The sequence below is a fragment of the Nocardioides sp. WS12 genome, from assembly GCF_014108865.1.
Lineage (GTDB): Bacteria > Actinomycetota > Actinomycetes > Propionibacteriales > Nocardioidaceae > Nocardioides.
Genome location: NZ_CP053928.1, coordinates 2,731,484 through 2,743,726, shown reverse-complemented (window position 1 = coordinate 2,743,726; position 12,243 = coordinate 2,731,484). Strand labels below are relative to the sequence as shown.

The following is a 12,243-nucleotide window of genomic DNA, read 5'->3' as shown; positions in this document are numbered from 1 at the left end:
GCTCAGACGGCCGCCCGTTCGGTGTCGGTACGACGGGTGGCAGCGCGGTGCGCGAGTTCCTGCCGGACCAGCGGCAGCAGGTCGCGGCCGTAGTCGATCGCGTCCTGCAGCGGGTCGTACCCGCGGATCAGCACCGTGTCGACGCCGATCTCGACGTAGTCGAGGATCGCGGCGGCGACCGTCTCCGGCGAACCGACCAGTGCGGTGGAGTTGCCACCGCCGCCGACGGCCTTGGACGTCGGCGTCCACAGGCAGCGATCGTGCAGTTCGCCCTTCTCGGCCACGGCCAGCAAGCGCTGCGAGCCGGCGTTCTCGGGCGCCCGGCCGGCGGGGTGGATCTGCCCGACCTTCTGCTTGAACTGCGCCCCGACGGCACCATTGATCGTGTCCAGGATGCCGTGCGCCCGCTCCCATGCGGCCGCGTCGGTCGCGCCGAGGATCGGCCGGAACGACACCGAGACCCGCGGCCGCTCGCGACCAGCCTCGGCGGCACGCTCGGTGACGGTGGCGATCTGCTCACCGGTCTCCTTGAGGGGCTCGCCCCACAACATGTAGGTGTCTGCATGCTTGCCCCCGACGACGTACGCCGCCGGGGAACTGCCGCCGAAGAACAACTCGAGATGACGGTCCTGGTGGGGGAAGACCTGCGGCGTCGCGCCCTCGAACCGGTAGTAGCGGCCTTCGAAGTCGCGCGGTCCCTTGGTGTCCCACGTCGAACGCAGCACCTGGAGGTACTCGTCGGTGCGGTCGTAGCGCTCGTCGTGCGGCAGGTAGTCGCCCTCTCTCCGCTGCTCGACGTCGCTGCTGCCGGTGACGATGTTGAGCGCGACCCGACCCTTGCTGAACTGGTCGAGCGTGCTGAACGTGCGCGCCGCCAGCGTGGGGTGTACGACGCCGGGCCGGTGCGCGACGAGCAGTCCGAGCCGTTCGGTGTGAGCGGCGGCGAACGCGGCGACCTGGCTGCCCTCGGCCCAGCCGGACCCGTAGCCGATGAGGACCCGGTCGAAGCCGCCGTCCTCGTGCGCTCTGGCGAATCGGGCGGTGTAGTCGGCGTCGACGACCGCGGCGTTGCCGGGGCGGATCTCCGAGGCGTCGGCGGTGCCGATCATGCCGAGGATCTCGATGTCGTGGTAGCGGGGGTCGTGAGTCATGGGGTGGCCTTTCGTTCTTGGAGGGTGCGTGGGGGGAGGTGGTCGCGCCAGGTGACGGCGTCGTGGCAGGCCGCGTACCTCTCCGGCGCCTGTGGCAGCGGCGCTGCCGCTGGCTGCTCGGCGCAGGCGTCGTGGGCGAACGGGCAACGTTGGGCGAACACGCAGACCCCGTTGGCCGGCCAGGCGCGCGCATCCGGCCCCGGCTTCAGCTGCTCGGGCCGCAGCCGGTCTTCCTGGCCGATGCTGGGCGCCGAGGCCGTGAGGAGCGCGGTGTAGGGGTGCGCCGGGTGCTCGAGCACGTCACGGATCGGACCCTGTTCGACGATCCGGCCGCGGTAGAAGACGGCGACGCGGTCGGCGATGCCGGCCAGCGAGCTGAGGTCGTGGGCAATGATCACGACCGCCAGGTCGAGGTCGGTGCGGAGCTGTTCGAGCAGGTTGAGCACGAGGTTGCGGTTGGAGACGTCCAGCGCGGACACCGGCTCGTCGCAGTAGAGGAGGCGCGGACGGGTCGCGATCGCGCGGGCGAGGGAGACCCGCTGGCGCTGCCCACCGGAGAGTTGCCGAGGCCGGCGGAACAGCACCTCCTCCGGCTCCAGGCCGACCAGCCGCAGTGACTCGCGCACGCGTTGGTCGCGCTCGGCTCGTGAGAGGGACCCGGCAATGTCGAGCGGCTCCCGCACGATCCGGGCGACCGTCAGGTCAGGGTCGAGGGAACGCAACGGGTCCTGGAAGACCAGCTGCACCTGCCCGGATCGCCGGAAGGCCCGGCGGGCCCGACCCCGCAGTCCGCCGATGTCCTGACCGGCGAACTCGATGGTCCCGGCGGAAGGTGCGACCAGACCGACGGTTGCCCGGGCGAGGGTGGTCTTGCCTGATCCGGTCTCACCGACGATGCCGATGATCTCCCCGGGCCGCACGTCGAGGTCTGCCTCGATGAGTGCGGCGCCGGTGCCGAGGTGGGTGCCCTTGCGTGGCGGTGCGTAGGACACCGACAGGCCGCGGACGCTCAGCAGGGGTGTCGGGTCCGGCGTCGTCGCCGTCGTCAGCGGCCGTTCCTGGGTGGTCGTCATGCCGGCACCTCCTGTCCTGTGGTCAGTCGTGGGCCGAGGGCAAGGTGTTCGGCGAGGACACACCGGCTGGTCCGGTCGCCCCCGAGATCGGCGACCGGCACAGGGCCGCTCTCGCACACGGCCGTGGCGTGGGCGCACCGTGGCGCGAAGCGGCAACCGGGCATGTCCTCGCCGGCCGCAGGCGGCTGGCCGGGGATCACGTCGAGCCGACGTCGGTGCCAGTTGCCGATCGTTGCGACCCCCATCAACGCCTGCGTGTAGGGATGCCGAGGATCACGCAGCACCTGGTCCGTCGGTCCGCTCTCGACCACCTGACCGCCGTACATGACGAGGATGCGGTCGCAGCTCTCGGCCACGACAGCGAGGTCGTGGGTGACCAGGAGCAGGGAGAGTCCGTGGGTGTCGCGCAGCCGGCGCAGCAGGGCGAGGATCTCGGCCTGGATCACGACGTCCAGTGCGGTCGTCGCTTCGTCGGCGATCAGCAGTTCGGGTTCGCACGACACCGCGATCGCGATCAGGACGCGTTGCAGCATGCCACCCGAGAGCTGGTGCGGGTACTGGTGGAAGACGCCGGCCGGGTCGTGCAGCCCGACCTCGTCGAAGAGTTCGACGGAGCGGCTGTGCGCAGCGCGACGCGACAGGCCGCCCTTGACCCGCAGTTGCTCGGCCAGTTGGTGACCGACGGTGAGCGACGGGTTGAGGTACGACGCCGGGTCCTGGAACACGGCACCGATCCGCACGGCACGGACCTGGTCCCAGGTCGAACGCCGGGCACCGGTCAGTTCCACCGCATCGGTGCCGTCGCCCAGAACGATCCGGCCGGCGTCGATCCGACCGGTGGCGGGCAGCAGGCCGAGCACGGCCCGGCAGGTGAGGGTCTTGCCGCTTCCGGACTCACCGACCAGGCCGACCGACTCGCCGCGGCGGATCTCGAAGGACACGTCCTGGACGGCGACCAGCCCGTCGGCCACCGAGACCTGGAGGTCGTTGACTGCCAGCGTGGTGGGCACGCGGCTCTCCTCACGCAGGGACGACATCAGGGCGCTCCTCTCGGGCAGGGGCGGCCGCGATCGGCCGGGTACGACGACGCGGGGCCGCCGTGGCGCCGGTGGCGTCGCGGATCGCGTCGGCCAGCAGGTTGAGGGACCCGACGGTCGCCATCATGAGCAGCGCCGGGAACACGGGAGCCCAGGGCTGCTGGGCCAGGTAGCCGAGGTCGGACGAGAGCATCCCGCCCCACGTGGGTGCTGGCGGGGTCACACCGAGGCCGAGGAACGCCAGGGACGCCACGACGAGCAGCGCCGAACCGGTGGCATGGGCCGCGGTGACGGCGACGTTCGGCAGCACCTTGCTCCAGATGTGCCGGCGCAGGGTCCACCACTCCGTGGCGCCCATCAGTTCGGCCGCTTCGACGTACTGCACCTTGCGCAGTCCCAGCGTTGCGGCACGCGTCACGCGGTAGAAGATGGGACTGATCAGGACGCCGATCGCGACCATCGCCTGCTGCAGCCCGTTGCCGAGCGTGCCCGCGACGGCGATCGCGAAGACGGTGAAGGGCAGCACGACCAGGGTGTCGCTGGTGCGGAGAGTGATCCACTCCAGTCGCGGTCCCAGCCAGGCCGACGCCAGTCCGGCCGGCACGCCGAGGAGTCCCCCGATGAGCACCGCTTCGACGGCACCGATCACCGAGAGGCGGGTGCCTTCCATCAGTCGGCTGAGCACGTCGCGGCCGACGTAGTCGGTCCCGAGCAGGTGGCTCGCGCTCGGGCCCTGCAGCACCTCGTCGGTGTACTGGTGCAACGGGTCGTGGGGGGCGAGCGCGCCGCCGAAGAGTGCAAGGAAGCCGACACCGAGCAGGACGACGAGGGCCAGTCGTGCGCTCGGTACGCGCCACAGGGCAGTGAGCGTCTTCATCGCGCCACCCGCGCGGTCCCGTCGCCACGGCGGGCGACCGGGTTGAGCAGGGTCTGCAGAACGTTGATCACGAGGCTGGCGATGACGACCACGACGGCCGTGACCAGCAGGGTGCCGAGGACGACCGGGACGTCACCGCGCTCGGCGGACTGGAGGGCGAGCTGGGCGACACCGGGGAGCCCGAAGAGCTTCTCCGTCATCACCGCACCGCCGATGATCAGCGGGATGGCGAGCCCGATCACAGCCAGCGTCGGCCCGGCCGCATTGCGCAGCACGTGGCCGAAGAGCACCCGACGACGGCCGAATCCGCGCATCTCGGCGCCGACCGCGTAGTTCTCCAGCAGCTCGCCAGTCAGTGAAGTGCGCAGCTGACGGGCGATCGATGCCGCGACGTCGAGGCTGAGCGCCAGGCCCGGCAGGATCGAGAACCGCAGCCACTCCACGGGATCGACCTGGATCGGCACGTACCCCCCGGCAGGCAGCAACTGCAGCTTGACGGAGAACACGACGATCAGCCCCATGCCGATCACGAAGGGCGGCAGCGTGCCCAGCAGCGAGCACACGAGGGTGACCGCGCGGTCGAAGACGCCACCGTTGCTGAGAGCGGCGCCGATACCGGCACCACCACCGATGGCGAGGGCCAGGACGAGCGCCAGGGCTGCGATGGACAGGTCCACCGGCAGCGCGGCACGAATGCTGTCGGCAACGGGGATCGTCGTGAACCACGACCGGCCGAGGTCGCCGGTGAGCGCGTTGCCCACCCAGCTGAAGTACTGCACGACCAGAGGGCGATCCAGGCCGAACTCGTGGTTGAGCCGGTTGATGTCGTCCTGGGTCGCGGTCTCCCCCAGCGCCGCCGCAGCCGGGTTGCTGTCGCTGAGCGCACCGAGCGCGAAGGTGATCACCGACGCCAGGAACAGCACCGTGATCGTGACGGCGAGGACGCTGACCAGGGACCGCAGCCACGGCACGCTTCGTCGTACGACGGCGGGCGCGGCCCCGCGGCCGGCGACCGTGACGGTCACCGGCCTGGCGGGAGCAGCCACGCTCACGACGTGGACACCCCCTCGAAGCGGCGCAGGCTCGGGGACTTCGGCAGTGCGGAGACGCCCTTGCGCGCGATGATCGAGGGAGTCAGGTAGAGGAAGGTGTTCGGGTAGGTGGTGACCGCGATCCGGGTCGCCTCCTGGAGCAGCGCCGGGTAGCCCGCGTCATCGGTAGGCGTCTCCTTGACCTTCTTCAGCTGGGCCTCGAGGTCCGGGTTCGACTGCCGGCTCGGGTTCATCAGGCCCTCGGCCCCGAACAACACCTGGAAGGCCTGCACCGGCGACTCGCGACCCGCGAAGCCGTCGTAGGCCAAGGCCTTCGAATGCTCGATGTAGACGAGTTGCGTGTGCTGCGTCTGCGGGATCGTCTCGATGGTGACCTCGATCCCGACCTCCTTGAGCTGGGCCTGGATCAACTCGACCGCGGCGGGCGCGAACCCCGAACTGGTCAGCTTCGCCGGGACCGGCTTGGTGTACCCGGCATCGGCCAGGAGCTGGCGCGCCTTGTCCGGGTTGTGGGCGTAGACGTCAGCCAGGGCGGGGTTGTAGCCGACGTACCCCGGCGGGAAGGGCTGGTAGTTGACGTCGCCGATGCCGAAGTTGGCGACCTCCTTGATCTTCTCGCGGTCCAGCGCGAACTTGAGTGCCTCCACGACGGCGGGGTCGTTGAACGGCGCCTTGCCGGCGTGGACGTCGAGCACGCTGACGAACATCGACTCGAGGATCTGTACGTCGAGGCCCGCGTCCTTCGCCTGCTTCACCTGGGCGCCGCCGATCCGGGCGAGGTTGTACTGGCCCGACTGCACCGCGGCGACCGCGGTGGCCGGGTCCGCCTGCGGATAGAGCTCGAAGGCATCCACCTTGATCTCGTCGGCCGCGAAGAAGTTCGCGTTCTTCTTCGCCGAGGCGTGGTCGTTCTGGGTGTACTTGGTGACCTGGAACGGGCCGGAACCGGCGGGCTGGGTGGCCAGCGTTGCGGCGTCCTTCTCGAACACCGCGGGGTTGACGACCATGCCGGTCTTGCCTGCGAACAGCAGCGGATACTGGTAGTCGACCTCCTTCAACTCCACGACGACGTCGAGGGCACCCGAGGCGGAGACCTTCTGGATCGTCTTCATCTGCGGCGCGATGAGAGAGCCGTCCTGGCTGCGGCCGCGTTCGATCGACTTCGCCACGGCCGTGGCGTCGAGGGGGCTGCCGTCGCTGAACTTCAGACCCGGGCGCAGGGTGAAGGTGACCTTCTTGCCCGAGGAGTCGTACTTCCACGACTCGGCCAGCCACGGAATCGCGTTGCCCTGCTGGTCCAGCGCGGTGATCGGGTCATAGGCCAGCGCGAGCATCTGCACGTCGGAGCCCGCCGAGGAGGTGACCGGGTCCCAGGTCGTCGGCAGTTGCCACGCCCACTTGATGGCGCCGGAGCCGCCGGCGGACCCGGTACCGGACGACGTACCGCCGCAGGCTTCGAGCGCGACGATCAGGCCCGCGCCCAGGCTGGCGCCCAGGAAGGTACGGCGGTTCAGGTTCGAGGCAGGCGGGCGGGAACGGAAGGACATCGGGATCTGCTTTCGGGATGGGGTGTGTCGGATGGTTGGTACATGCGGCAGCCGGGCGCCCGGCGGGTGCGGCCGGACGCCCGGGGTTCAGGCCGTCTCGCCGGCCGCGCGAGCCGCGGCGTGACGGTTGACCGGGTGGGGCAGCCCGAGATGCCCCCGCAAGGTCGTTGCTTCGTAGTCCGCGCGGAAGACACCGCGCTCCTGGAGGATCGGTACGACGTCGTCGACGAAGCGACGGAAGTTGGCCGGGTGGTCGACGCCGACGTTGAAGCCGTCACAGGCGCGTGCGTCCCACCACTCGATGAGCTTGTCGGCGACGGTCGTGGGCGAACCGACGAACTCACTCTTGCGGAAGTAGCGCGTGGCTTCGACGGTCTGGCGCAAGGTCCAGCCGTTCTCGACGGCCCGGTCGGTGACCGCCTTCGCCTGGGTGAAGAACGACCGGCGCCCGTGCTCGAGGGTCTGCGCCGGGAACGGCGCGTCCAGGTCGTACTGCGTGAAGTCATGCCAGCCGAACGCTCGCCCGAACTCCGCGAGCGCGGCAGAGAACGTGTGGTCGCGGTCGTTGTTGAACGCCTCGATCTCACGGGCCTCCTCGTCGGTGTCGCCGACGACGACCTTGATGCCGGGCATCACCACGAGGTGGTCCGGGTTGCGCCCGAACCTGTCCCTGGCGCGGGTCTTGATGTCGTCGTAGAACGCCTGGCCCGCGGGGATGTCGGGCGCGTGGGTGAAGATGCCCTCGCCGACGCTGGCACCGAGGTCGCGGCCCTGGTCGGAGTCGCCGGCCTGGAACACGACCGGGTGGCCCTGCGCCGAGCGCTGCAGGTTGAGCGGGCCACGGACCTTGAAGTGCTCACCCTCGTGGTTCAGCACGTGCTGCTTGCTGCGGTCGAGGAAGACCCCGCTCTCGCGGTCACGGACGAAGGCGTCGTCCTCGTAGGAGTCCCACAGCGCCCGCGCCAGCTCGACGAACTCCTGGGCCCGGCCGTAGCGGGTGTCGTAGTCGTAGTGCTCCTCGAGCCCGTAGTTGGTGGCCGTCCCCGCGTCGCCCGTGGTGACCACGTTCCAGCCGGCGCGACCACGGCTGATCAGGTCGAGCGAGCCGAGTCGTCGTACCAGGTTGAAGGGGCTGTTGAAGCTGGTCGTCGCGGTGCCCACCAGACCGATGCGGCTGGTCTGGGTGGCGAGAGCACTCAGCAGGGTCAACGGTTCGAGCCGGTTGAGGTAGTGAGGCGGCGAGTACGGCGTGATGAACTGGCTGTCGACGATGAACAGCAGGTCGAAGCGGCCCCGCTCAGCCAGCTGGGCGATCTCGGTGAACCACGCGACATCGACGCTCGCATCGCCCGGGATCTCCGGGTCCAGCCACAGGGTGTGGCTGCCCGGACCGCCGGTGCCGTAGGGCACCGCGCCCAGGTGGATCTCCCGCTTCGACGCCATGTCGGCCTGCTCCCTCGGTTGAGTTGATGTTTGTCTATTAAACTACTGGAGTTTGAGGGACGGGTCCAAGGAGGGTTCATGATCCGAACCGATCACGCGCCGTGATCAAACACGGTTACTCTTGTTCTATGACCAAGTTGCTTGACATTGGGCCGCTGCGCAGCCTCGTCGCCATTGCCGACTGCGGCGGATTCCAGCGCGCAGCCACCCACCTGCACCTCAGCCAGGGCGCCGTGAGCCAGCACGTACGACGCCTCGAGGCCGTCGTCGGCACCCGGCTCGTCGAGAAGAACGGTCGCGGTTCCCGGTTCACCGCCAGCGGCGAGCAGCTCGTTGGCCACGCCCGCCAGATCCTCGCCGCTCACGACGACACGCTGCGCGCGTTCTCGGTCGAACGGACAGAGCAGGTGACCATCGGCTCGACCGAGCACGCCGCCGCCCAACTCCTCCCCTCGCTCGCCGCCGCGCTCGAGGAGAAGGGCGCCTTCGGCTTCCGGTTCCGCATCGACCGCGGCAACCGGCTCCGCGAGGGACTGGCCGCCGGATCGATCGACCTCGCCCTGATGCTCAACGCGAACGACCCGCACGCGCTGCCCGTCGGAGACCTCGAGCTCGCGTGGTACTCCTCCCCCACGTGGACCCCACCCGCCGCACCGCACCCGCTGCCCGTGGTGGCCTTCGACAGCCCCTGCGCCCTGCGCAGCCGCGCCCTCGAGACACTCGCTGACCATGGCGTGCCCGCGATCATCGGGTCTGAGGCGACGCAGCTCGCCGGCGTCCAGGCGGCCGTCGGCGCGGGCGTCGGCGTCGCCCTCATGGCCACCCTCGGCCAGACCCCCGCCGGCCTGGTCCGTCGTGACGACCTGCCCGCGCCCCGACCGATCCGTCTCTACGTCTGCTCGCGACCCGGCCTACCTACCGGGGTAACTCGGACCACAGCCGACGCCATCCGACCACTGCTCGACCGGTGCTGACGCGCTCTCTGCGTGAACTGTGGGGATCCTGCGCGCCGCTGACCACCGCGACCTGTCAGGAGGATGCGCCTGCAGCGGAGGCCCGCAGTCGGGTGACCTCCGCGCGCGCACGCGCAACATCGTCGGTGTCGGCGCCCCGCGAGGCTCCGATTTCGTGGGCCAGGTCGAGGATGGCGCGCCTCAGGTGCTTGTGCGCTCGCTTCGCCTTCCGATGGGGCGAGGACTTCCGGTACGCCTTGCGGGCAGCCTTGTCGAGGATGCTGTCGAGTTCGTTGTCGTTGATGACTCCGGCCGCGACCTCGGGGGCGAGGATGTCGCGGACGAACTGGTGCTCACAGGGTGCGGCCTGCCGGAACGCGTACCGGAGAGTGCTGAGGCCGAGGATGGCGGATGCCGCCATCACCAGGATGAGCACGGCACCGTTCCCACCGCCGAGGCCGGCCGCGTCGTCCCAGGTGAAGTGGAAGAACATGCCGAGGAGGACGAGGCCTGCTCCGAATGCTCGCCGGCGAGGCTGCGCAGTCGTGCCGATCAGGTAGATCACGCCGCAGCACACGAGGGCACTGAAGAACGGATGGGAGACGAAGCTGACGCCGATCCGGGTGGCGGAGATCCGGGCAGCGTTGCCAACGGGGTCGGTGCCGAAGGCGTTGGCGGTCGAGTTGGCGGCGTAGAGAAAGTTCTCGAACGTGGCGAACCCGAGACCGATGAAGGCGCCGATCACGAGGCCGTCGTTGGCGGTGCGCACCAGGCGCGGCGCCAGGCCCATCAGGAGGAGGAAACCGCAGAGCTTTGCGGACTCCTCAGTGAAGGGCGCGGTCAGGCCGGCCGCCCAATTGGCCGCCCAGTCCTGACCGAAGAGCTTCGCGTAGATGCTCAGCATCGCGGTGTTGACCGTCATGGCGAACCCGAACGTCGAGGCGACGGCACCCCAGACGAGTGCGGCGGTCACCAGGCCGGCGGGTTGCCGTTCCCACCGGTCGATGTGTCGTAGCCAGAGCCACCATGCTGCACCGCATGCGGTGCACAGGACGGCGCCGACGGCGAAGGCGTCGGCGTAGAACCCGACCGAGGGGCCGAAGAACGACCAGGCCTGGAACAGCCCGACTCCAGTCAGGGCGAGGTAGACCCAGAAGTTGAGGTTGCGCGGTTGGACGAGTTGGAACTTCTCGCCCCAGCCGGAGGTCTCGAGCGCTTCGCGCTGTCGGGTGGCGGCGTCGGTGCTCACGCTGCACCACCCTTCGTGGAGATGCTGGCGATCATCGCCCGGATCTCGTCACTCGCGGCGGTCATCTGATCGGGCGGCCCATAGGCCTTGACCTGCAGGCCGGTCCCGTCGATCACGAAGGCCGCGATGATGCCGTCCCCGAGGACGCTGCTGTAGGTCTGGAGCACCCCGACCTCGCCGGCATCGGTCGAGATCGTCGTCGGATCCCCGGAGACCTTGAAGGTGTCGTCGTGGCCGGTCGAGCTGGTCACCTTGTCGATCTGCTTCAGCAGCTCCGTCGGGCTGCCGGAGAACGCTCCGGGCAGGACGGAGAAGGTGACGCCGTCGTCGTTGAGTACGGCGGCGCCGTAGCTCACGGCAGCGGCGCTACCGGTGCGGAACCCTTTCTCCACGTTCCAGCCCGTTGCCGGTGCGAACGTCAGCCCGTCGGCGAGCTGGAGCTGGTCACCGGCCCTGGCCGGGTCGTCCCAGGAGATCGCATGGTCGATCCGGGGCACCACGACCGTGGCGACCAGGAACACCGCGATCACCACCCACGCAAAGGGCGCCGTACGACGATCCATCCCGAACCACCGGTGTTCGACCGGGACCCTGTTCGGGGCACTCCCGGCAACATCTTCAACGATCATTTGACTTCCCATCGGGACGCGCGAGCCGGCCGAGTCATCCGAAACGCTACCGGCCCGACTCCTGCCGGACCATCATCAATACGCCGCGTATCTGCCGGGCAGGCACAGCAGCTTCATTCATACTGGCGAGCGTGCCTCGCAACCGAACCCTCGTGTGTGTAGTCGCGCACCCGGACGACGACGCACACGCCATCGCCGGAACCATCGCTCTCCATGCAGACGAGCCAGACTTCCGCTTCGTCCTGGTCCACGCGACACGTGGCGAGTTGGGCGACATCCGGGAGGGTTTTGCAGCTACGCGCGAAACGCTGGCCTCGGTGCGCCAAGCCGAGGATGAGGCGGCATGGGCTGCTCTCGGCCGGGTCCCGGACCGGCACGAGTGGCTGGGCCTGCCGGACGGCGGGGTGTCTTCGGTCCCGTTGGACGATGTCGTGGCGGCGCTCGAGCAGGTCCTTCTCGAAGAGCAGCCGTCTGTCGTTGTCACGTTCGGACCCGACGGAATATCGGGTCACCCCGATCACGTGACGATCGGCGCCGCGACTGACGCGGCGTTCTTCCGGGTGCAAGCCCGGGGGAAGTTCGGGCTCCGACGGTTGGCGCACACGGCGGTCCCGCAGTCTGTCGTCGACCGCTGGAACGAGCGGCGCCGCGAACTCGGGCTCTTCGCGTTCGATCCGACCGAGGTCTACCACCTGCGCGGCGTCCCCGACGAGCGCATCGGGATCACCATCGACTGCCGTACCGTCGCGGATCGCATCGGCGCCGGATTGCGTGAGCACCGGAGCCAGCACCACGTCATGTCCGATGACCCAGACAATCCGGAGCAGTGGAACAAGCGGATCAAGTACGAATGGCATGTCATCGCCTGGCCGCCCCCCGAGGCCGAAACGCCGGCGCTGACAGACCTCTTCGACGGCCTCTCCTGACGGGCCGGGCGTCGCTGCTGTCGTCGGACCGAGAGCGTCGCTCAGCCGCGAACGACCAAATGACTCCGGTTGCGGGTCATTGCCGGCTATTCGGGAAGGTCGACAGCCCATGCACCGAGGGTGGAATCAATCCCGGGAAGTTCGATTGGTACGAATCCGAAAGAGGAAACAAGTCGCTGGCTCGGCAGGTTCGGTTGCGCAATGAGCCCCATGACGCGCCCACCCGGTGACTCGGCAGCGAGCAACGCAAGAGTCCGTTCCAAGCAATCGCGCGCCACAACGCTGCCTTGGCCGCGGTGCGCCGTC

11 protein-coding genes are annotated in these 12,243 nt (G+C 69.3%); 2 read left to right on the top strand and 9 right to left on the bottom strand.

Annotated elements, in window-relative coordinates:
* Positions 1 to 2: 2 nt before the first annotated feature.
* The 7 genes from HRC28_RS13295 to HRC28_RS13265 form a co-directional block, all read right to left on the bottom strand.
* Positions 3 to 1,151 (bottom strand): LLM class flavin-dependent oxidoreductase, encoded by a 1,149-nt coding sequence (locus tag HRC28_RS13295; protein ID WP_182375991.1) that lies wholly within the window; start codon positions 1,149 to 1,151, stop codon positions 3 to 5.
* The gene (locus HRC28_RS13290; protein ID WP_182375990.1) at positions 1,148 to 2,224 is read right to left on the bottom strand and encodes an oligopeptide/dipeptide ABC transporter ATP-binding protein; all 1,077 of its coding nucleotides are present in this window, start codon (positions 2,222 to 2,224) and stop codon (positions 1,148 to 1,150) included. The genes HRC28_RS13295 and HRC28_RS13290 overlap by 4 nt, the downstream gene beginning before the upstream one ends.
* Complete coding sequence (locus HRC28_RS13285; RefSeq protein ID WP_182375989.1) at positions 2,221 to 3,261, bottom strand: ABC transporter ATP-binding protein; 1,041 nt, start codon at positions 3,259 to 3,261, stop codon at positions 2,221 to 2,223. The genes HRC28_RS13290 and HRC28_RS13285 overlap by 4 nt, the downstream gene beginning before the upstream one ends.
* Positions 3,245 to 4,138 carry an ABC transporter permease gene (locus tag HRC28_RS13280; RefSeq protein ID WP_182375988.1) on the bottom strand — a complete coding sequence of 298 codons (894 nt, stop codon included), beginning with the start codon at positions 4,136 to 4,138 and terminating at the stop codon, positions 3,245 to 3,247. The genes HRC28_RS13285 and HRC28_RS13280 overlap by 17 nt, the downstream gene beginning before the upstream one ends.
* Positions 4,135 to 5,190: an ABC transporter permease gene (locus HRC28_RS13275; RefSeq protein WP_182375987.1), complete on the bottom strand. Its 1,056-nt coding sequence runs from the start codon at positions 5,188 to 5,190 to the stop codon at positions 4,135 to 4,137. The genes HRC28_RS13280 and HRC28_RS13275 overlap by 4 nt, the downstream gene beginning before the upstream one ends.
* Entirely contained in the window at positions 5,187 to 6,737 is a 1,551-nt protein-coding gene (locus tag HRC28_RS13270) for an ABC transporter substrate-binding protein (RefSeq protein ID WP_182375986.1), read from the bottom strand. Before HRC28_RS13270 ends, HRC28_RS13275 begins: the two co-directional genes overlap by 4 nt.
* Positions 6,738 to 6,824: 87 nt before the next feature.
* On the bottom strand, positions 6,825 to 8,180 hold the full coding sequence (locus HRC28_RS13265) for an LLM class flavin-dependent oxidoreductase (protein ID WP_182375985.1): 1,356 nt from the start codon (positions 8,178 to 8,180) through the stop codon (positions 6,825 to 6,827).
* Between the two features lie 128 nt (positions 8,181 to 8,308).
* Between HRC28_RS13265 and HRC28_RS13260 the strand changes: the two genes are divergently transcribed.
* Positions 8,309 to 9,154 (top strand): LysR family transcriptional regulator, encoded by an 846-nt coding sequence (locus HRC28_RS13260; protein WP_182375984.1) that lies wholly within the window; start codon positions 8,309 to 8,311, stop codon positions 9,152 to 9,154.
* A gap of 55 nt (positions 9,155 to 9,209) precedes the next feature.
* Here the strand turns inward: HRC28_RS13260 and HRC28_RS13255 are convergent, their stop codons facing one another.
* A complete protein-coding gene (locus tag HRC28_RS13255) occupies positions 9,210 to 10,382 on the bottom strand; it encodes a PrsW family intramembrane metalloprotease (RefSeq protein WP_182375983.1) in 1,173 nt (390 codons plus the stop codon).
* Positions 10,379 to 11,011 (bottom strand): hypothetical protein, encoded by a 633-nt coding sequence (locus tag HRC28_RS13250; protein ID WP_182375982.1) that lies wholly within the window; start codon positions 11,009 to 11,011, stop codon positions 10,379 to 10,381. The genes HRC28_RS13255 and HRC28_RS13250 overlap by 4 nt, the downstream gene beginning before the upstream one ends.
* A gap of 131 nt (positions 11,012 to 11,142) precedes the next feature.
* On the opposite strand from HRC28_RS13250, the gene HRC28_RS13245 reads away from it, so the two are divergent.
* The gene (locus tag HRC28_RS13245) at positions 11,143 to 11,937 is read left to right on the top strand and encodes a PIG-L family deacetylase (RefSeq protein ID WP_182375981.1); all 795 of its coding nucleotides are present in this window, start codon (positions 11,143 to 11,145) and stop codon (positions 11,935 to 11,937) included.
* Positions 11,938 to 12,243: the final 306 nt, after the last annotated feature.